The organism is Rhodococcus sp. IEGM 1379 (assembly GCF_030056815.1).
In the GTDB taxonomy this organism is placed as follows: Bacteria; Actinomycetota; Actinomycetes; order Mycobacteriales; family Mycobacteriaceae; genus Rhodococcus_F.
Map to the genome: position 1 here is coordinate 1 of NZ_JASHKR010000076.1, position 20,699 is coordinate 20,699.

Annotated in this window: 19 protein-coding genes, 1 tRNA gene and 1 riboswitch; of the genes, 18 read left to right on the forward strand and 2 right to left on the reverse strand. The window is 61.4% G+C overall.

Annotated features, from left to right (window positions below):
• From QM600_RS24390 to QM600_RS24410, 5 genes are all read left to right on the forward strand, one after another.
• Nucleotides 1–1,274, forward strand: a 1,274-nt coding sequence (locus QM600_RS24390) for a pseudouridine synthase (RefSeq protein WP_283264220.1), incomplete at its 5' end; no start/stop codon positions are given.
• A 29-nt stretch (nt 1,275–1,303) separates the two neighbouring features.
• Nucleotides 1,304–1,966: a (d)CMP kinase gene (gene cmk, locus QM600_RS24395; protein ID WP_283264237.1), complete on the forward strand. Its 663-nt coding sequence runs from the start codon at nt 1,304–1,306 to the stop codon at nt 1,964–1,966.
• Nucleotides 1,963–3,390 carry a ribosome biogenesis GTPase Der gene (der, locus tag QM600_RS24400; RefSeq protein ID WP_283264221.1) on the forward strand — a complete coding sequence of 476 codons (1,428 nt, stop codon included), beginning with the start codon at nt 1,963–1,965 and terminating at the stop codon, nt 3,388–3,390. The genes cmk and der overlap by 4 nt, the downstream gene beginning before the upstream one ends.
• Nucleotides 3,391–3,491: 101 nt before the next feature.
• A tRNA-Pro gene (locus tag QM600_RS24405) sits at nt 3,492–3,568 on the forward strand.
• A gap of 95 nt (nt 3,569–3,663) precedes the next feature.
• A complete protein-coding gene (locus tag QM600_RS24410) occupies nt 3,664–4,041 on the forward strand; it encodes an SdpI family protein (protein WP_283264222.1) in 378 nt (125 codons plus the stop codon).
• 63 nt (nt 4,042–4,104) lie between these two features.
• On the opposite strand, the gene QM600_RS24415 is transcribed toward QM600_RS24410, so the two are convergent.
• Nucleotides 4,105–4,260 (reverse strand): hypothetical protein, encoded by a 156-nt coding sequence (locus QM600_RS24415; protein ID WP_283264224.1) that lies wholly within the window; start codon nt 4,258–4,260, stop codon nt 4,105–4,107.
• Nucleotides 4,261–4,541: 281 nt separating this feature from the next.
• On the opposite strand from QM600_RS24415, the gene QM600_RS24420 reads away from it, so the two are divergent.
• The 3 genes from QM600_RS24420 (at nt 4,542) to pepN (ending at nt 11,257) form a co-directional block, all read left to right on the forward strand.
• On the forward strand, nt 4,542–7,838 hold the full coding sequence (locus tag QM600_RS24420; protein WP_283264225.1) for a protein kinase domain-containing protein: 3,297 nt from the start codon (nt 4,542–4,544) through the stop codon (nt 7,836–7,838).
• Between the two features lie 95 nt (nt 7,839–7,933).
• Nucleotides 7,934–8,734: a bifunctional hydroxymethylpyrimidine kinase/phosphomethylpyrimidine kinase gene (gene thiD / locus QM600_RS24425; protein ID WP_283264226.1), complete on the forward strand. Its 801-nt coding sequence runs from the start codon at nt 7,934–7,936 to the stop codon at nt 8,732–8,734.
• Between the two features lie 36 nt (nt 8,735–8,770).
• Nucleotides 8,771–11,257 (forward strand): aminopeptidase N, encoded by a 2,487-nt coding sequence (gene pepN, locus QM600_RS24430; protein ID WP_283264227.1) that lies wholly within the window; start codon nt 8,771–8,773, stop codon nt 11,255–11,257.
• Between the two features lies 1 nt (nt 11,258).
• Here pepN and QM600_RS24435 read toward each other — a convergent pair whose 3' ends face one another.
• Entirely contained in the window at nt 11,259–13,475 is a 2,217-nt protein-coding gene (locus tag QM600_RS24435; protein WP_283264228.1) for a DUF2254 family protein, read from the reverse strand.
• A gap of 135 nt (nt 13,476–13,610) precedes the next feature.
• Here QM600_RS24435 and QM600_RS24440 point away from each other — a divergent pair, with 135 nt between their 5' ends.
• From QM600_RS24440 to QM600_RS24485, 10 genes are all read left to right on the forward strand, one after another.
• Nucleotides 13,611–14,225: an NUDIX hydrolase gene (locus QM600_RS24440; protein WP_283264229.1), complete on the forward strand. Its 615-nt coding sequence runs from the start codon at nt 13,611–13,613 to the stop codon at nt 14,223–14,225.
• A gap of 134 nt (nt 14,226–14,359) precedes the next feature.
• On the forward strand, nt 14,360–14,932 hold the full coding sequence (locus tag QM600_RS24445) for a CDP-alcohol phosphatidyltransferase family protein (protein ID WP_283264230.1): 573 nt from the start codon (nt 14,360–14,362) through the stop codon (nt 14,930–14,932).
• Nucleotides 14,929–15,795 carry a DUF881 domain-containing protein gene (locus QM600_RS24450; protein ID WP_283264231.1) on the forward strand — a complete coding sequence of 289 codons (867 nt, stop codon included), beginning with the start codon at nt 14,929–14,931 and terminating at the stop codon, nt 15,793–15,795. Before QM600_RS24445 ends, QM600_RS24450 begins: the two co-directional genes overlap by 4 nt.
• 13 nt (nt 15,796–15,808) lie before the next feature.
• Complete coding sequence (locus QM600_RS24455; protein ID WP_094273397.1) at nt 15,809–16,159, forward strand: small basic family protein; 351 nt, start codon at nt 15,809–15,811, stop codon at nt 16,157–16,159.
• A gap of 3 nt (nt 16,160–16,162) precedes the next feature.
• Nucleotides 16,163–16,915, forward strand: a complete 753-nt coding sequence (locus tag QM600_RS24460) for a DUF881 domain-containing protein (RefSeq protein WP_283264232.1) — start codon at nt 16,163–16,165, stop codon at nt 16,913–16,915.
• A gap of 45 nt (nt 16,916–16,960) precedes the next feature.
• Entirely contained in the window at nt 16,961–17,365 is a 405-nt protein-coding gene (gene gcvH, locus QM600_RS24465; protein ID WP_283264234.1) for a glycine cleavage system protein GcvH, read from the forward strand.
• A gap of 201 nt (nt 17,366–17,566) precedes the next feature.
• Nucleotides 17,567–18,058 (forward strand): glycogen accumulation regulator GarA, encoded by a 492-nt coding sequence (gene garA, locus QM600_RS24470; protein ID WP_283264236.1) that lies wholly within the window; start codon nt 17,567–17,569, stop codon nt 18,056–18,058.
• Nucleotides 18,058–18,795: a transcriptional regulator FtsR gene (ftsR, locus tag QM600_RS24475; protein ID WP_094273389.1), complete on the forward strand. Its 738-nt coding sequence runs from the start codon at nt 18,058–18,060 to the stop codon at nt 18,793–18,795. The genes garA and ftsR overlap by 1 nt, the downstream gene beginning before the upstream one ends.
• A 100-nt stretch (nt 18,796–18,895) precedes the next feature.
• On the forward strand, nt 18,896–19,369 hold the full coding sequence (locus QM600_RS24480; protein ID WP_094275059.1) for a bifunctional nuclease family protein: 474 nt from the start codon (nt 18,896–18,898) through the stop codon (nt 19,367–19,369).
• Between the two features lie 357 nt (nt 19,370–19,726).
• Entirely contained in the window at nt 19,727–20,299 is a 573-nt protein-coding gene (locus QM600_RS24485) for a MerR family transcriptional regulator (RefSeq protein WP_283264238.1), read from the forward strand.
• Between the two features lie 72 nt (nt 20,300–20,371).
• A riboswitch (glycine riboswitch) is annotated at nt 20,372–20,491 on the forward strand.
• The last annotated feature ends 208 nt before the right edge of the window (nt 20,492–20,699 follow it).

The window sequence follows — 20,699 nt, forward strand, 5'->3', positions numbered from 1 at the left end:
CCTACGGATCGCGCAATGACGCTCCCCGTGGCGCACGCAGCGAAGCCCCTCGTGGAGGTCGCTCCGACGCTCCCCGCGGACGTACCGAGAATTCATACGGCGCACGCAGCGAAGCCCCTCGTGGCGGACGCTTTGATGCACCTCGCGGAGCTCGTAGCGAAGCCCCCCGTGGCGGTCGCTCCAACGCGCCGCGCAATGACGATCGCCGCACTCCTCGTGCCGATGATCGCCGCACACCCCACGTCGACGTTCGTCGCGCACCGTACGGAACGCGCCCGGACGATCGCAACGCTCCCCGTGAAGAGCAGCGCCCCGCAGCTCCTCGCGGCGGTGCCTGGTCGAACGCACCGCGCGGATCCAAGTTCGATGGACCGCCGCGCAAGCGCCCGGCAGCGCCGACGCCGCCGGCAGTCAACAAGCGCGGCAAGGAGAAGTCCGAAAAGCCGCAGCGCGCAGTCACCCAGAACCCGTTGGTGTCCAATGCGAAGCCTGCACGTCATCAGCACGCCGAGGTCACGCAGCAGGATGGCCCGCCGAAGGGTGACGGCACCCGCTTGCAGAAGGTGCTGGCTCAGGCCGGCGTGGCTTCGCGTCGTGCAGCCGAAGAGCTGATCGACCAGGGTCGCGTCGAGGTTGACGGTCGCATCGTTCGTGAGCAGGGTCTGCGCGTCGACCCCGAGAACGCGGTTGTCCGCGTCGACGGTGTTCGTGTCGTCGTCCAGAAGGACCTCGTCTACTTGGCGATGAACAAGCCGCGTGGATGGCAATGCACCATGTCCGACGACCTCGGTCGCCCGTGTGTCGGTGACATCGTCTCCGAGCGCGTCCAGTCGGGTCAGCGTCTCTTCCACGTGGGACGTCTCGACGCGGATACCGAAGGCTTGCTTCTCCTCACCAACGACGGCGATCTGGCTCACCGCCTGATGCACCCGTCGTTCGAGGTTCCGAAGACGTACCTCGCGACGGTTCACGGCGTTCTCGAGCGCAGCACCGCCAAGCAGTTGCGTGAGGGGGTCACCCTCGATGACGGTCCCGCCAAGGTCGACCTGGTCACCGTCCTCGAGATCAACGAGGGTAAGACGCTCGTCAAGCTGGTTCTGCACGAAGGCCGCAAGCACATCGTGCGTCGCCTCCTCGATTCCGTCGGCCACCCCGTGGTCCGTCTGGTTCGTACCAACGTCGGAGTTGTCGCCCTCGGCGATCAGCGTCCGGGAACGCAGCGCGTCCTCGGTCGTAGCGAGGTCGGTGGGCTGTACGAGGCGGTCGGCCTGTGACCGACCAGTCGGTGCCACTGGTTGTCGCGATGGACGGACCGTCCGGAACCGGCAAGTCCAGTGTCTCCCGTGCGTTGGCGCAGCATCTGGGCGCCCGCTACCTCGATACCGGAGCCATCTACCGGATCGCGACCCTGCACGTTCTTCGCAGCGGAATCGATCTGGCGGATTCGGCAGCCATCACCGCTGCTGTGGCGTCGTTGCCGTGGTCGATCGGTACCGACCCGGCCAGCGAGCAGGTCTTGCTCGACGGCGCGGATGTCAGTGAAGAAATCCGCGGCGACGCGGTGACCAAGGCTGTATCCGCAGTGTCCGCAGTGTCGGAGGTTCGGGACTTGCTCGTCGCAACTCAGCGTGAGTTGGCGGCAAGTGAAGACCGGATCGTTGTCGAGGGTCGAGACATCGGAACCGTCGTACTTCCGGATGCCGACGTCAAGATTTTCCTGACGGCATCCGCGGAAACCCGTGCAGCGCGGCGTAATACGCAGAACATCGGCCAAGGCCGTGAAGACAATTACGAAGCGGTGTTAGCCGACGTGCAACGCCGTGACCATCTCGATTCGACTCGGGCAGTGTCGCCGTTGCGCCCTGCCGAGGATTCCGTACTGGTGGATACCAGCGAATTGGGCATAGAGGATGTGATCGCCAGGTTGCTGCTGGTGGTCAGCGACAGAACTGGAGCAGTGCAGTGAGCGACGATCTGGTAACCGAATTTGCCGGCGACGGAGTCTGGAACGAGGAGTCCGAGTGGGACTACCTCGATCTCGAAGCAGACGCCGAAGGCGAGGCGTATGTCGCCGTCCCCACACTCGCAGTGGTGGGCCGACCGAACGTCGGTAAGTCGACGCTCGTCAACCGCATCATCGGCCGCCGCGAAGCGGTAGTCGAGGATGTTCCCGGCGTCACCCGTGACCGTGTTTCGTACGAGGCGAACTGGAGCGGTCGACGCTTCCTCGTTCAGGACACCGGCGGATGGGAGCCCGACGCGAAGGGCCTTCAGCAGGCTGTTGCTCGTCAGGCCGAGTTGGCCATGTCGACGGCCGACGCGATCCTTCTGGTCGTCGACGCCGTTGTCGGCGCCACCGCCACGGATGAGGCTGTAGCGCGTGTGCTGCGTCGCTCGAAGACTCCGGTCATCCTCGTCGCCAACAAGGTGGACGACGGACGTACCGAGTCCGAGGTTGCAGCACTGTGGTCCTTGGGCCTCGGTCAGCCGTACTCCGTGAGTGCGACGCACGGCCGCGGTACCGGTGACCTCCTCGACGAGGTTCTGGCCAAGCTGCCGGAAACTCCGCGTGAAGGTATCCCCGGCGGCGGCCCGCGCCGTGTTGCACTGGTCGGAAAGCCGAACGTCGGAAAATCCAGCTTGCTCAACAAGCTGTCCGGCGACGAGCGTTCCGTTGTGCACGATGTTGCCGGCACCACCGTCGACCCGGTCGACTCGATCGTCGAATTGGGTGGACGCCCGTGGCGTTTCGTTGACACGGCTGGTCTGCGCAAGCGCGTCAGTCATGCCAGCGGCGCCGAGTTCTACGCGTCGCTGCGTACGAAGAGCGCGATCGAGGCCGCTGAGGTCGCGATCCTGCTGATCGACGCACATGAGCCGCTCACCGAGCAGGACCTGCGCGTCCTGAGCATGGTGGCCGATACCGGTCGCGCATTGGTGATTGCATTCAACAAGTGGGACCTCGTCGACGAGGACCGTCGACTCATGTTGGACAAGGAAATCGACCGCGACCTGGTTCGCGTTCCCTGGGCTTCACGAGTCAACATCTCCGCCCGCACGGGTCGCGCTGTGCAGAAGCTCGTGCCGGCCCTCGATACGGCTCTGGAGTCGTGGGACAAGCGCATCCCGACGGGTCGCTTGAACACCTGGCTCAAGGAAGTTGTGGCGGCCACCCCGCCGCCGATGCGTGGCGGTCGTCTGCCTCGCATCATGTTCGCGACGCAGGCAAGCACGCGTCCGCCGACCTTCGTTCTCTTCACCACAGGTTTCCTCGAGGCCGGTTACCGCCGGTTCCTCGAGCGTCGTCTGCGTGAAGAGTTCAACTTCGACGGAAGTCCGATTCGCGTTTCCGTGCGAGTTCGCGAGAAGCGCGACCGCAAGAACCGCTAGTTTGCCGCCGAAAAGGTACTAAAAAGGCTCTGACCAGCCGATTGGTACTTCAGCCCGTCTCTGATGTAATCTTTCCAAGCGCCCGAAACAAGGGCGCGGGACGGGCTGTGGCGCAGCTTGGTAGCGCACTTGACTGGGGGTCAAGTGGTCGCAGGTTCAAATCCTGTCAGCCCGACCAAAGAAGGACCCGGTGAGAATTTCTCACCGGGTCCTTCTTGTTTGTGCGTCATCGGTGCGTTAGTGCACGTGCCATGATTGGCGGTCATGTGGGGCATGGATTCGCAAGAGCTGTCAGGGCTGACACTTTCAATGTCGGGTGGGACAGCGTTACTGGTCGTCGCAGTAGTTCTGGTGCAACGGATTGTCAGTGATACCCCGAGTGCTGTGGTGGGGATTCGTACGCGCGCAACGATGTCGAGTCCCGCGGCGTGGCAGTTGGCGCACCGAACTGCGGAACCTGCGCTGCGACGTACACAGTGGATTGCATTGGCTGGGTTAGTGTTTCAGCTCTTCATCGGACTGTGGTTGGGTTTTGGTGCTATGGCATCCACGGTGTTTTCGATCATCGTGTTTGTAGTGGTCACCGGAATGTTGGTGCATGCAGCACTTCTCGGGGACCGGGCTGCTAAACGCTTTCAGACCGGAAGGTGATCGCCGAGCGGCATTCCACTCGTCTGGTCCGTGGAGCCGGACGGATCAGCACGGTTGCCGCACCTACACCAGGCGAAGGTGAGTTTTCATGCTGGCTGACTGCTTGATCAACAGTTCTCGGTACTCGGAGAATCGCCGGACTGCATCGTCGTCACCGGCAAGCCGGGCTCGCGCCAGCAGGTACTGACAATTGTCCAGTTGATCTTTCAGAGTCGTCATCGCAACCACATCCGATCGGTATGTGTAGGTACTCCTTGACCGTTTCACTCAAGCGAGTGGCACACACCGGTCGAAGTACCTACACGGGTACTTATCTCTCTGGATCAATACGTCACCGCGCAGACCCACGCTCGCTCAGTCCATTTGCACAGTTGCAAAAGGGAACGATCGGTACCACCGGGCTCGGCCCGCACTGCGTTGACGGCCATGCCTGAAGGGAACATTATCGAGAAGTAACGCAATGGTGCGTCCGCAGCGATGCCGCAGAATCGAAGTAGCCGATGAACGACAACGATCCGTTCCAGACACGTCGTGATCTGCTTCCGTTCCTTGTAGATGAGCTCGGAGCCGAGGGCTTCGACGATGCACGGGAGATCGGGCGCGGCGGATTCGGAGTGGTCTACCGCTGCGTGCAAACCGGTCTGGACCGTACGGTCGCCGTGAAGGTACTGACTGCAGATCTCGACGAAGAGAACCGAGTACGATTCTTCCGGGAACAGCGGGCAATGGGGCGCCTGACCGGCCACCCGAACATTGTGGGCGTTTTGCAAGTCGGTGCCACCGACACCGGACGCCCCTACCTGGTGATGCCGTACCACTCGCAAGGCTCCGTCGATGCCCGGATTCGCCGGCAAGGGCCGTTCTCCGTGGAGGAAGTGCTGCGGCTCGGGGTGAAGATGGCGGGCGCGCTCGAGACGGCGCACTTGCTCGGCATTCTGCATCGTGACGTCAAACCGGCGAACATTTTGCTTACCGACTACGGTGAACCGGCTCTGACAGATTTCGGGATAGCGCACATCGCGGACGGTTTCAAGACTGCGACCGGAACCGTCACTGCTTCGCCGGCTTTCACCGCACCGGAGGTACTCGGCGGTGAGCTGCCGAGTCCGGCTTCAGATGTCTACGGGCTCGGAGCCACCCTGTTCAGTGTTCTCACCGGTCACGCGGCGTTCGAGCGCCGCAGCGGCGAGCAGGTTGTGGCCCAGTTCTTGCGGATAACAGCGCAACAGGTGCCTGATCTGCGGGAGAACGGCTTTCCCGACGATGTGTGTGGGATCGTCGAGAAGGCAATGTCCCGAGACCCAGTGGACCGACCTTCTGCGTTGGCGCTGGGGGAATACCTGCGGGAACTCCAGTTCCACCACGGTTTCCCAGTCGATGAGATGGCGCTGCGCGCAGAACACACAGCTGAGCGGCAGGATCCACAACCACCGCCGCGAAGATGGAGTCCACCCACGCCACCGGCCGGTCAAATAGTCGAGCGACATTTGCCGCTGGAGCTGACCAGCTTCGTTGGCCGGCGCGCTGAGCTGGCAGAAGCGAAGAACTTGTTGTCGGTGTCTCGTCTGGTCACGTTGACCGGAATCGGTGGTGTTGGCAAGACACGTCTCGCATTGCAGGTTGCGGCGAAGGCACAGAAGGACTTTGCCGACGGTGTGTGGCTGGTCGAGTTGGGCGAGCTGCACGAAGAGTCGCTTGTGGTCGTCGCGGTCGCGGCTGCTCTTGGAGTGCGCGACCAGTCGGCGCGGCCGTTGCAGGACATTGTGGTGGAGTTTCTGGCCAATCGAACGTTGTTGCTGGTCCTCGACAACTGTGAACAGGTTGTCGATGCGGTGGCGGGTTTAGCCGAAGCGTTGCTGCGCGCGTGCCCACAGTTGAAAATCTTGACGACGACGCGCGAGCCTCTCGGCATTGGTGGGGAATCAGTGGTGCGGGTGTTTCCGTTGGCGGTCCCCGATCCTGACCAAGAGCCATCGCTACGTGTGCTGCCCCGATACGACGCGGTGACGCTGTTCGTCGAACGGGCGGCTGCCGCGGTGCCAGGCTTCGAACTCACCGAAGAGAACAGGGCCGTGGTTACCCGGATTTGCCAGCGGCTGGACGGGCTGCCACTGGCGATCGAGTTGGCGGCGGCGAGGTTGCGGGCGATGTCGCCTGAACAGATCCTGGAGCGGCTCGACGATCGCTATGCGCTCCTGACTCGCGGTAGCCGGGCTGCGCCCACACGGCAGCAGACCTTGCGATGGAGTATCGACTGGAGCTACGACCTGTGTACTCCCGAAGAACAGCAGCTTTGGGGCAGGCTGTCAGTGTTCGCGGGAAGTTTCGAACTCGATGCGGCGGAGGACGTCTGCGGTGGCGGCGCGGCGTCGGAGGGCCTCCTTGACTCGCTGAGCTCACTGGTGGACAAGTCGATCCTGATCCGAGAGGAGTATGACACCGCGGTCCACTTCCGATTGCTCGAGACACTTCGCGACTACGCCCGGGAGAAAATCCAGCAGGGCGGTGAGTATGAGGTGTTACGCGACCGGCACCTGGACTGGTATCGGAAGTTGGCGCTTGACGTGGAAGCCGGATGGATCAGTCCGAGGCAACTCGAGTTGATTGATCGCCTGGATCGGGAGCTGCCGAATATGCGGGAAGCTCTGGAATACGGCCTCTCCGACGATGATGAATCGGGCGTCCAGGCCGGCCTGCAGATGGCTACCGCGTTGTATCACTTCTCTCTCACCCGGGGTCTGTACAGCGAGAGCCGACATTGGCTCGACAGTTTCCTCGCTCGCGATGCCGGAAAGCCGACATCGGGACGCATCCGAGCGATCCACGCGGACATTCTGTTGGCAGCAGTGCAGGGCGACCTACTGGCAGCGACTGCCCTGATGGAAGAGGGTCGCGCGCTTGCTGCTCAGCTCACCGACCCCCTTGCTCAGGCGCTTCTCGATCATGCCGACGGCGTGCTGTCTCTGTACCGTGACGATCTACCTCGTGCCGTCTCCCGCTTGGAGAACGCTCTGGAGGTGTTCGACGCACGTGGCGATCTCACACGTGAAGTGAGCGTATTGCAGATACTCGGGTTGGTATACGAACTGCTCGGCGAATCGCAACGGTCGATTGGCTGTTACGAAAAAGCGCTCGCAATCACCGAATCTCACGGGGAATCTGTGTATCACTCGTACACGCTGTGGGCAATGAGCGTTGCGATGTGGCGACAGGGTGACCAGGGTAGAGCCGTTGGGCTGCTCGAGCAGGCGCTACAGCTCACCGAGCAGGTCAATGATCCGCTCACCTGCGCGGCGTGCCTGGAGGTGTTGGCGTGGATTGCCGCGGCAGAGGGGAATTCGCGGCGTGCCGCCGTGCTGATAGGCGCCGCGGAAGAGTTGGGGCACTCCGTAGGCAGCGTCACGGTCGTGTTCCCCACTCTGCAGCCCTACCAAGAGGAATGCGAAGCGATGACGCGGCGAGCCCTCGGTGAGAAGGCATTCGGGACAGCCCGCAGGCAGGGACGGCTCATGGGTATGGATGGGGCAGTCGCATATGCGCTTGGCCGGCAATCCCCGGACGCGACTCGTACGGCTGGTCAGTCAGCAGACTTGACCAAGCGTGAGCGCGAGGTTGCCGACCTCGTTGCTCAGGGCCTCACCAACAAACAGATCGCTGCCAAATTGGTGATCTCGCTGCGCACCGCGCAGGGCCATGTGGAGCACGTCCTCACCAAACTTGGTTTCACTTCGCGCGCACAGATCGCTGTGTGGGTGGTCGAGCAGGCCCAAAACGAGCCCCGTGGACCGGGCGACTAGTCGCGGAGAGGCTGCCCGGTCAGCATTGATAAACTCAGCTCCGGCATTCGCGGGTATCCGTGGATGGTGTCGAAGCACCAAGAGGAGTTAGTACCGTGGTTGACCTTGCCTACGTCATCGCTGGATCCGAATCCACCGGTGGTGCCGGCCTACAGGTAGACCTCAAGACTTTCCAGGCGCGAGGCGTCTACGGCATCGCGACGACAACGTGCATCGTGTCCTTCGATCCCAAGAACAACTGGGGCCATCGGTTTGTCCCGATCGCACCCGAGGTCATTGCCGATCAGATCGAAGCGGCAACCGCCGCGCACGATCTCGAGGTCGTGAAGATCGGCATGCTGGGCACTCCGGCCACCATCGAGGTTGTCGCCGAGGGACTTCGTCGCCAGGCCTGGCGCCACGTCGTTCTTGATCCGGTTCTGATCTGCAAGGGCCAGGAGCCCGGCGCAGCGCTCGATACCGATACCGCACTTCGTGATTCGATCCTCCCGCTCGCGACGGTCGTCACGCCCAACCTCTTCGAGGCGCGCACGCTGGCCGGCATGAACAGCATCTCCAGCGTCGAGGAACTGATCGAGGCTGCTCGTCGCATTCACGATCTGGGACCGAAGTACGTTCTCGCCAAGGGTGGCGTCGAATTGGCCGGAGACGACGCCGTCGACGTGCTGTTCGACGGTACGGATGTGATCATTCTTTCTGCTCCCAAGGTCGGCCAGGAACGCGTCTCGGGTGCCGGTTGCACCCTTGCTGCCGCAGTCACGGCGGAGCTGGCAAAGGGCGTCGACGTGGGCGAGGCTGTTGCGCTCGCGAAGAAGTTCGTCACCGCGGGTATCGAAGCCCGCGTGTCTGCTCACACCCCGTTCGACACCGTATGGCAGGGCGCTTTCACCGGCTAGCGGACCAACGCCGTGCGGCCTGGCAGGATCAAGTAGGTGAGCACTGCGAATCTGAGTCGAAACGAAGTTGCCCAACGATCGTCGGTGGTATCGGTGACCAGCTACCACGTGGAGCTGGATCTCCGGTCTGCGACGGATGCGGCTGTCGCGACTTTTCGGACTGTCAGCACTATCGAGATGACGTCGGCCGTTGATTCGACCTGGCTCGACTTCATCGGCGCTTCGGTTGAAACCGTGGCGGTGAACGGGCGTCGGATCCCGTTCGAGTACGACGGCGCCCGGATCAGGCTGATCGGCGTATCGGGCTCGAGCATCGTCTGCGTGGTCGCCCTTGCCGAGTACAGCCGTTCCGGCGAGGGTTTACACCGATTTGTCGACGACGCCGACGGGCAGACGTATCTGTACACGCAGTACGAACCGGCGGACGCGCGTCGTGTGTTTGCTTGCTTCGAGCAGCCGGATATGAAGGCGCCGTTCACTTTTGAGGTGACAGCTCCGCATTCCTGGGAAGTGCTGTCGAACCAGGCTCCGGTGCAAACAGATTCGTCGGACACCGGCAGTAAGACTGTGAAATTTGCTCCGACACTGCCAATTTCGACATACATCACGGCGATCGCTGCCGGTCCCTACCATCGGGCGTCGTCGCAGTGGTCTCGTGGCGATTTCACCGTCGATCTGGCTGTGCTGTGCCGGGCTTCGCTGGCCGAGTACCTTGACGCCGACGATGTTTTCGAGGTGACCAGGCAGGGTCTCGATTTCTATGCCGAGGCTTTCGACTACCCGTACCCGTTCGGCAAGTACGACCAGATTTTTGTTCCCGAATACAACCTCGGGGCAATGGAGAATCCGGGACTCGTCACATTCACCGAGGCCTACGTATTCCGGGGAAAAGCTACGGACGCGCAGTACCAGAGCCGTGCGAACACGATCCTGCACGAGATGGCACACATGTGGTTCGGCGACCTCGTGACGATGGTGTGGTGGGACGATCTGTGGCTCAAGGAGTCGTTCGCGGACTTCATGGGATCGCTGGTCAGCGCCGAGGCCACAAGATTCACCGACGCCTGGGTGGCGTTCGCAATCAAGCGGAAAGCCTGGGCCTATCTGCAGGATCAGTTGCCGACCACTCATCCGATTGTCGCCGACATCGTTGATCTCGAGGCTGCAAAACTGAACTTCGACGGCATCACGTACGCCAAGGGCGCCAGCGTCCTCAAACAATTGGTTGCCTTCGTCGGCCGCGACGCATTCTTCGAGGCAGCGCGACGCTACTTCCGGGCGCACGCATTCGGAAACACTCGACTTGTCGATTTTCTCGACGCGTTGAGCGCGACCTCGGGCCGCGACATGCGCGATTGGGCGCGTGCGTGGTTGCAGACCACCGGTGTGTCCACGTTGATGTTGGAGAGCGGCGAATTGGTCCAGACCGATCCGCGGCCTCACCGACTCGCAGTCGGTGTTTACGACTACAACGAGACCGGTGACTTGGTCCGCACAGCCCGGGTGGACGTCGATATCGCGGCGGCGCGGACAGCGATCGAACTTCCGGCCGGACAGTTGATCCTGGTCAACGACGACGACCTGACGTACGCCAAAGTTCGACTCGATGCCGCCTCTCTCGAGACCGTCGACAGCTCGCTCGACCGGATTGTCGATCCACTGGCGCGCGGGGTTGTGTGGTCGTCGCTGTGGAACTCGGTACGGGACGGTGAACTGTCGGTGTTCCGCTACCTTGCCATGGTGGAACGGTTCGGCCCCACAGAGTCCGATCTCGCCGTTCTCAGCTCCGTGCTGGCCGATGCGCAGTACGCGATTGTTCACTACGTTCCGGAGCGCCTTCGCCCGACCGTTGCGGCGGGTTGGTTGGCGACCACCTGGAAGACCATGTTCGAGAGTGAGCCGGAATCCGGCCGTCAGCTGGCCTGGGCCCGTGGCTGCGCGGCCGCTGCCGCGATCGACTACACCTATGCCGAAGCGCTTCGAGCCATTTTGCTGGGCGAGAGCCCGGGTCCGGTGGGATTGGCCCTTGATCCTGATCTCCGCTGGGCATTATGGATTGCGTTGGCTGCCACAGGGTTTGCCGATCCCAGCGATCTCGATCACGAGTTGGAGCGTGACGGTACATCGGCCGGAAGAATTGCGCATGCCCGCGGTGTTGCGTCCCTGCCGACGGCGGCGACCAAGGCAACGGCGTGGACGGCCGCAACTACCGACCGGACTCTCTCGAACGATTACGTCGACGCAATAATCGGCGGCTTCCGGGCCGGCGCCGACGGGACGCTGATCGAGGGCTATGCAACCGACTATTTCGCGTCGTTGCGGGCATGGTGGTCCGAGCGCAGCATCGAGATAGCCCGGCGACTGGTCAACGGTTTGTTCCCGTCTTCCGGAGATCTGGGCGCGGTCGATCAGTGGCTCGCGACAAACGAGGATGCGCCGGCGTCGTTGCGCCGGTTGGTGCTCGAGAAGCGAGACAACCTGGCTCGTGATCTCCGGGTCCAGGACGCCAACGCAACGCTCTGAACTATCGTGCTGCCGGTCGGCCGACGATCAGGGGATGAACTCGGCCGCTGGCTCCGGCCTCGGAACCGAGGCCCTGGGGATCGGCGGCACCGGCCAGGCGAATGTCGAGGTCTCCCGTCCATTCCCGCGTCAACTGCTGGTCCATTGCGTCGAGGCGCTCGAATAACGGTGCATGTTGATCGGGGGGACAGGCGGCGATCAAGGTGGTGAAGACGGCCCGCAAGCGGCGCTGCACCTGCGCGGAGTTGGTGCTGAAGTGTCTGATCTCGTCGGTCGCGATAGACACGTAGTCAGTCCAGGTTCGCTGCTGCCCGCGGATCCGCGTCAACGTGGACGTTTCGGTGTCTGCTCGTACCCGGGGCGCAAGGAGAACGAGTAAGTCCTCGATGTGATCGAGGGCTTGAACCGCTCGGCCGGGATCGTTGATCGCGGGGGAGAGGGCTTTGAGTGAGATGTCGACGATGGACTGGATGGCCGCTGCCGGGCCCGCGAGCGGACTGTGGGTATCACCGAAGATCAGGCACGACGTGAGCGCGTCCGGGCGAACCTTCAACGACCGTCCGCGGACTTCGAAGAGGGGAGCGTTCTGGGCTACGAACTCGCCGATGCCGGGGACTACCTCGATGCTCACGCCCCAACTGGAAGCAAGGCGTTGCAGCCGGGGAAGGTTGATGGCCAACAACACTCGGCCGTCTGGTGAGAGGTGCCGCAGGCGGACGACGAGGAGATCGCCGGTCTCGCCGTTGAGGGACGGAGGGTCTACAGCAATCGGAGCATCGGGGAGCGTTTTCGGCGAAGACTCGTCGTATCGCGGGTAGGCGCGCACTATCGCGCTCCGACCCTCGGCTGCGATCCACGTGAGAAGTCGGCTGGAATTGAGGATCGAGCCGACTTTGGATACCAGCGCGAGAAAGAGAATTGCGCTGATGAGCGCAAGCAGCAGTGCCATATTCGCAGACAGTTGCGGAGCAGAAGACTGGTTGTCGAGCGCAAGGTCGATCACCACGAAGATCGAATAGACAAACGTGGCGAGAAACATCCCGATGGACCACCGCATGACTCGCTGCTGGGCGAGCATGGGCACCACCCGTACTGATATCTGTGAAGCACCGAATTGCATGGCGAGCGTGATCGCAGTGAACACGAGACCCGTCAGCGTGATCATGCCGCCGGCGATGACGCTCAGAAGAGTCGCGGTGGCGTTGATGTCCATCGAGACGTCGATTGCCGTGGGTCCTGACAAGTCGAGAATCCAACTGTCTACGTTGTTGAGAACCTCAGCCAGAACGATGGCCGCAAAAATGAGTAGCACTGGCACGCGCCAGACGGGGACCGTGCGCAAGCGTCGCCGCGTACGACGCCACCGCAGTGCGTCGGACAACCTCCAGGATTGCGGCGCGTTCGGTAGGTCGACGGGGGCCGGCGAGACCGTCGTGGGGTTCACGGGATCGGCTTCCGGGAGACCGAACCTCCCCGACACATGTTCCTGGAACCGAATTTTTGCCCGGATCAATGGTTCCCGAACACGTTGTTCGCGGGCTACTGCACGACTCATCTTCGTCGGCTTGTCGCGGTATCGCGACCGTGCCCACGGCGCACCTGGCCGGCTGAGACGGATTGCGCCGACTATGAGTAGTGGTGGGAAGAACAACCCGATCAGCCCAGTCCACAGTTTGCCTTTGAGCAGCGTGATCATCGCTATCGCCAGTGCAATCAGGAGGGTAATGATGATCCCGATGAGGGTCCCGATACTGCGATCTTGCTCGTACGGATTGAAATCGCCGACAAATCCGATCGGATGGACTCCGAACAAGAACAGAAGCACTATGGCGATCGCCACGAACACCGCATCGATCGATGAACGACCTTCTTCTGCCCAATAGACGTCGCGTAGATGAAGTACCAGGGCGTATTCGTCGAGAACGAGTGCACTTCCGATTCCGAACACCGACGCCAAGACACAATTTGCCACCGGTGTCTGATAATCGGCCAGTGCGATGAACGCGAATCCGGATACGAGCATCATGATCAGGCCGAAAACCATGTGATGGATGTGCATACCGCCGGGCGTGACGTTGCCCGGCCACCACGAAACTTCCGCGCGGATCATGCGGACGCTGAATCTGATGAACAGAAAGGCCAGCAGAAACGAGACCAGCAAGAAAAACAGCGGTAGTCGGCCGGTATCGACGACGGATTCCACGAACCATGCCTTCACGATGCGGTTTCCTTACGCGCTGATGGGTAGTGCCGTCGAATCAGCATGACAGTAGGCCACCCCGATAATCTGACAAAACGATCAATTGGTTCGGGCTGCATCCGAGCTTCTTGCGCTCCGCGCTAATGTCGAGAAATGGTGAACGTAGATTTACTCGATCGGGCTCACGTCGAATCGGCCTTCGCGACGTTCGAACCGAAGTCCGTCGATCCCGATGGCCGCCGACTGGCTTCCGTGGTCTTTGCCTTGATGCGCGACGCCGACGGAACATCGGTCTTTCCCTTGACCAAGCGTCCCAGCAAGATGCGCGCACACCCCGGTCAGTTCGCGCTGCCCGGCGGCAGCGTCGACCCCGGTGAGACACCCGAAGAGGGTGCGGTGCGGGAACTGTCCGAAGAACTCGGGCTGACGACGACTCCGGCGGACATCATCGGACGACTCGACGATTACGTCACTCGATCAGGGTTTGTGATCCGGCCATTTGTCGTCTGGTCGGGTGTCGACTTCGATCAACTCGTTCCCAACCCGGACGAGGTCGCATCGCTGTACGCTGTGTCTTCGGCGGAACTCGATGTGGAACCTCGTTTCGTGTCGATCGAAGAGTCGCCGAACCCCGTGGTGCAGTGGCCGTTTCGAACCAGTCTCGTTCATGCGCCGACCGGTGCCGTCGTCTACCAGCTTCGCGAGGTTCTGAGTGGGCGGCATACCCGGATCGACAACCTTGAACAACCTGTCTTCGCGTGGCGGTAACGCCTCCGACACGCGCGAACTCCGCACACAGGAGACCGTGATGAGAATGTCGCGTTCCCTGTGCAAGGCTTGCACCACGGAGTGACGGACTACGCGAGGTGTGTGCAGTGAAATCAGGTGAACAAGAACTTGTCATGACTGACCGAGTTCTGACAGTTCCCAACATCCTCAGCATGGTGCGGCTCCTGGCGCTCCCGGTCTTCGCCTATCTGCTTCTGGTGACGCACTCTGACGGCTGGGCCTTGGCTCTGCTGATGCTCAGCGGATTCACGGATTGGCTCGACGGCAAGCTGGCCCGCATTCTCAATCAGACATCCCGATTGGGCGCCTTGCTGGACCCCCTGGTCGATCGTCTGTACGTCGTCACCACCCTGGTCACGTTTGTGGCGCGTGACTTCATTCCCTGGTGGGTTGCCGCAATTCTGATCGGCCGCGATCTGATTCTTGCCCTCACCTTGCCGATTTATCGCCGGCGTGGGCTCCCGCCTCCGGAGGTCGTCTACCTCGGCAAAGCCGCTACCTTCCTGCTGATGTTCGCACTCCCGTTGATTCTGGCCGGGCAGGGCGATTGGGCGATTGCCGCGTTCACTCACACTGTCGGGTTCGCGTTCCTGATCTGGGGAACTGTTCTGTACGTGTGGACAGCAGTCATCTACATCCTCAAAGCTGCTGATGTTGCTCGAACCTACGAGGTCACGCCCCGATGAAAAGAACCGGGGAGGATGTGCGCCGCAACCCGGTGCCGTCGCTACTCCGGTCGTTGATGACCGAACACCTCGACCCCGGCTATGAAGCAGCGGCACTCGAACGAGAACATGATCACAGTAGGAACGGCATGCCGCGGACCGGACCGTGGCTTGCCGTCGGCGCGGTTCTCATCGGGTTCGTTCTCAGCGTGTCCGCGGTCTCTGCGGCCCGTCAGATAACGGGTACCGAGGATCTGCGCGCAGATCTCGTCGCCAAGGTCCGTGAGACACAAGAACACATCGATGCTTTGGATGCCACGCGTAATTCGCTCACCGAATCCGTCGACGACGCCCGGGGGTCGGCACTTCTCGGCGATGCCCGCGGAAACCAGGTGCTCGGTGAGCTTCGAGCCGTCGAATCCGAGGCGGGAACCGAAACCGTGCACGGGGAGGGCATAACCGTCACACTGACCGATCCGGCCAGCCGACCAAATCTTTCGGATGCCTCACAGCGGAGCGTCGGCGGAAAGGCGGTCGTTCTCGATCGAGACCTGCAAACAGTGGTCAACGCCCTGTGGTCGGGAGGCGCCGAGGCGCTTTCGGTTGGCGGTGTGCGCATCGGTCCCGCCGTGACAATCCGTCAAGCCGGCGGCGCGATGTTGGTCGACAACCAACCCGTCTTCTCGCCGTACGTCGTAAAGGCGATCGGTGACAGCCGCAGTCTGCAACGAAAGTTCGTCGTCAGCGATGCATACCTCAGGATGTCGAGCCTCACGCAGTTGTACGGTGTCGGTTTTGCTGTGGCCGAAGATAACTCGCTGACCCTTCCGCCCGCGACTCCGCGCCCCGTGCGTGTCGCGACCCAACCGAGTGAACCCAAGTGACAGAAGGAGTTCGATGAAGGCCGGTTCCGCCCTGTACGGACTCGCAGCGCTCGTGATCGGCATCGTGCTGGGTGTCGTCTTCAGCCCGCAGGTGCCCGACGTGATTCAGCCTTACCTGCCGATCGCCGTCGTCGCTGCCCTCGACGCAGTCTTCGGTGGATTGCGCGCCTACCTGGACGAAATCTTCGACGCCAAAGTGTTTGTCGTCTCGTTTGTCTTCAACGTTCTGGTGGCCTCACTGATCGTCTGGTTGGGCGATCAGTTGGGCGTCGGCACGCAGCTTTCGACGGCAATCGTCGTGGTTTTGGGTATCCGTATCTTCGGCAACGCAGCGGCACTACGTCGACGCCTGTTCGGAGCGTGAGTCATGGTTGAAACGGGCGGCGGTCCGCACGAAGGGCGACACGAACTTCGCCCGGTATCCAAACATCGCTCCAACGTCGTATTCGCGATCCTCGCTGCAGTTCTCCTCGGTGTGCTCGGAATAGCAATTGCGACGCAAGTTCGCAGTACCGTTGCGGGTGACTCACTCGATTCGGCCCGGCCGGCTGACCTGCTGGTAGTCCTCGACAACCTCAACCGTCGTGAAGCCGCTCTGCGGCAAGAAGTATCCGACCTCGAGGATTCGTTGGCGACGCTACGACGTAGTGGTAGCACCGACGCCGCGCTCGCCGAAGCGCAGGCGCGACTGACGGCGTTGTCCATCCAGGTGGGGACGGCGCCCGCAACCGGTCCCGGTGTGACGATGACGTTGACGGATCCAGCCGGCGGCGTCGGATCAGAGGTCATGCTTGATCTGATCCAAGAGCTCCGCGCCGCGGGGGCCGAGGCGATGCAGATTGCCGGGGCTACCGGCGAACCGATCCGGATCGGTGTCAACTCGTGGGTTGCCGGACGCGGCGGGGCACTCGAGTTGGACTCCGTGAAGATCTCAGCACCGTACACTGTGAGCGCGATCGGCGATCCGCCGACTTTGGCAGCGGCGCTGAACATTCCCGGTGGAGTGTTCGACAACGTTTCACGCAATGGAGGAAGTTTCTCGCTCGAGCAATCGCAGCAGGTCACGATCTTCGCCTTGCGACAATTGAATCCGCGCCAATACGCTCAACCTGGAAATTGAATTTTTGCGTCCGGAATTTCGGGCGGGATGTGAAAGGAAGCCACTGTGAGTGAGCTCGATACACCTACCGATCTGCGTTACACCGCGGAGCACGAGTGGGTGAAGCGAACCGGCCCGACCTCTATTCGAGTTGGTATCACCGACTTCGCTCAGTCGCAGCTCGGAGACGTGGTGTTCGTCCAGCTTCCCGCTGAAGGCGAAGCAGTCACCGCCGGTGAATCACTCGGTGAGGTCGAATCCACCAAGAGCGTCTCCGACATCTTCGCGCCGTTCACCGCGAAAGTGCTTGCAGCCAACAGTGAATTGGATGGTCAGCCGGAACTGGTCAATACCGACCCGTACAACAACGGCTGGTTGGTCGATCTCGAGGTAGCCGACGAAGCTGCGTTGGACAGCGCGCTTTCGGAGACTCTCGACGCTGCCGGATACACAGAACTCACGTCCAACTAAGACGCAAATGCCGGTCCGTTGTGTCGCGGCCAGTCTCGCTGCACACAACGGTCCGCGCAGGGTACGGTCGTTAGGTACGCATGTGCCAAGTCGGGGTGCAAGGCCGTATCTGAATGTGACTGTGAAAAATGCTCGTCAAAACAAGTGCACTGCGTAGTCCAGTGATTTCTGATCTGGATGATTGATCGAGGAGGAGAAACAGTGAGCGAGAACGGTAACGACGCGGGCTACGGGGAGTCTCCGGCGGAGACCACATCGGTATTCCGCGCAGATTTCCTCAACGAGCTCGACAACTCCTCAGCAGCACCGGCCGCCGAGCAGCCGGTATCGGGTGTCGAAGGTCTACCGACCGGCGCCGCATTGCTCGTAGTCAAACGAGGACCCAACGCCGGTTCGCGTTTCCTGCTGGATCAGCCGACCACCTCTGCGGGTCGCCATCCTGACAGCGACATCTTCCTTGACGACGTGACTGTCAGCCGTCGACATGCGGAGTTCCGCCAGGAAGATGCCGAGTTCCACGTTGTCGATGTCGGCAGCCTCAACGGTACGTACGTCAACCGTGAGCCCGTCGATTCGGCTGTATTGGTCAACGGTGACGAGGTCCAGATCGGAAAGTTCCGTCTGGTATTCCTCAACGGTCCGCGTACCGGCGGTTCGCAGGTGGGCGAGACGTCAGCAGGTGCGGGTAGCTAATGACGGCCTTGAGGCAGCAGAGCCAGCCCGGAATGTCTATCGGTTCCGTGCTGGATCGGTTGCGTCCAGATTTTCCCGACGTGACGATTTCGAAGATTCGTTTCCTCGAGTCCGAGGGCTTGATCAGCCCCCAACGGACTCCGTCGGGATACCGCAGGTTCTCCGTCGAGGACTGCGAGCGTCTCCGCTACGTACTGACCGCTCAACGCGATCAGTACCTGCCGCTGAAAGTGATCAAGGAACAACTCGAGGCGATCGACAGTGGCGCCGCGACAGTCAGTGCAGATACTTCTGCGCCTCGACGTCCGCGGGTCCTGTCGATCGCTCCCGGGGAAGTGTCACCCGAGGTGTTCCGGGTTGACCGGGAAGTGCGCGTGGGGCGGGCAGATCTGCTGGCCCGCGCCGACGTCGACGACCGCTTCTTGACTGAGCTGATTCGCACCGGGCTGATCGTGCCCGGGGCCGCCGGTTTCTTCGACGAAGATGCGGTCACCTTGGCTCGGACGGCCAAGGCAATGGCTGAATACGGTTTGGAAGTGCGGCATTTGCGCGCGTTCAAGTTGGCTGCAGATCGCGAAGCCGGGTTGGTGACTCAGATTGCGGGACCGGTAGCCAAGGGGCGCGACGCTGGTGCTCGTGATCGAGCCGAGGAAATGGTGCGGGAATTGGCGGCGCTGTCGCTGACGTTGCATACGTGCTTGGTCAAATCAGCGGTCCGCGGAAGCCTTGATCGCTGAGTTCTCGATCATCTCGCTCGACGCGAATAGAATCCGAATAGAATCTCAGTACGGCCGTGAATACGGCCGTCAGGGTCACATCAGGTTGGAGGCAAGCTCGATGGGCGAAATGCGTGTGATCGGAGTTCGTGTCGAGCAGCCCCAGAATCAACCGGTCTTGTTGCTTCGTGAATCCGACGGCGATCGGTATCTGCCGATCTGGATCGGGCAGACGGAAGCTACGGCGATCGTTCTGGAGCAGCAGGGCGTCGAGCCGGCTCGGCCCCTCACACATGATCTGATCAAGATACTGATCGAGTCCTTCGGCCGGAGCTTGCAGGAAGTCCGCATCGTGGATCTGCAGGAAGGGACGTTCTACGCTGATCTGGTTTTCGACGAGCAGACGACAGTGTCGGCGCGTCCGTCGGATTCCATTGCGTTGGCACTTCGGATCGGTGTGCCGATCTTTGCGTCGGAGGCGGTTCTCGCCGAAGCGGGCTTGATCATTCCGGACGAGCGCGAGGATGAGGTGGAGAAGTTCAAGGAATTCCTGGACACCATTTCTCCGGACGACTTCAAAGCCACTGACGGATAGTCGAAACGACCGTTAGCTGGCATTAGTCCGAAAGTCTCAAGTAGAGCTTTAGTCTCGCTACGGCGTGTTGCATTGACCGTACTTCGGCCGAGTCTTAGCCTTGCGGGCGGTGAAGATCTTCTCGCCTTGCATGTCGAGGCTGGTCGAGGCGCTTACGCGGGCGTACGCTAGGTAAGTCCACTCATGGAATTACGTGCCTCGAATTCACTGTTCGGGATCGGTTGACCGAGATTTCTGGTACACCAGGATTTCTTCTTCGGTTGACGGCGGAGCTGTTCATCGAGCGGCTCGGTTACATGATGGCGCAGCGAGAAGGAGACGGCAGTGGAAGAACAGTCGAGCGTAGGCAATGCAGGTATTACCGGCAGCGTCGGTCTGACTTCCGAAGAACTGCAACCCGGACTCTTTCCGGACGATTCCATTCCTGACGACCTGGTCGGATACCGAGTTCCGATCGCCTGCCAGATCGCCGGCATCACCTACCGTCAACTCGACTACTGGGCGCGTACTTCGTTGGTCGTCCCGTCGATCCGCGGTGCCGCAGGATCCGGCAGCCAACGTTTATATTCATTCAAAGACATTCTGGTCCTGAAGATCGTCAAGCGTTTACTCGATACCGGAATTTCTCTGCAGAATATTCGCGTCGCTGTTGATCACCTTCGCAACCGTGGGGTTCGCGACCTCGCTAACATCACTCTTTTCTCGGATGGCACGAGCGTCTACGAATGCACGTCGCCAGAAGAGGTTGTCGATCTGCTTCAAGGCGGGCAGGGCGTATTCGGTATCGCAGTCAGCGGTGCGATGCGCGAACTCACCGGAACCATCGCGGATTTCCCGGCTGAGCGCGCCGACGGTGGTGAAAGCGACCCAAACCCCGAAGATGAATTGGCCTCGCGCCGTGCGAATCGGGTATCCCGCAAGACGGGATAACCATCGTCACACCAATTCGGACCTTATCACGGTGACTCGAGGTCGATCAGTCAACTAGACTAGGCCTCGCGTCGCCGGCGTACGGGAGAGCCTCGGGTATTGCTCACAGTTTTTGCTGTGAACAGTGCTTGGGCGCCGAAGGAGCAATACCTCCCCGTCAATCTCTCAGGCACAAAGGACCGTACGGGCTCCGACGCCTCTGGAAAGCGGTGGGATAACCCACCCGCCGACGGGGAAAGGCTGTAATCCCTGAATTTCGGATCGTCGAAGTTTGTGGATCACTACCGAATCTCTCAGGCGCTCGGTCTATCGAGCATGCGACAGAGGGGGAGGAACGCACCGCTATCGGTGTGTGTCCTGATCCTCCGATCTGTCTGGGAGTTGTCGTGATCGACGCTGC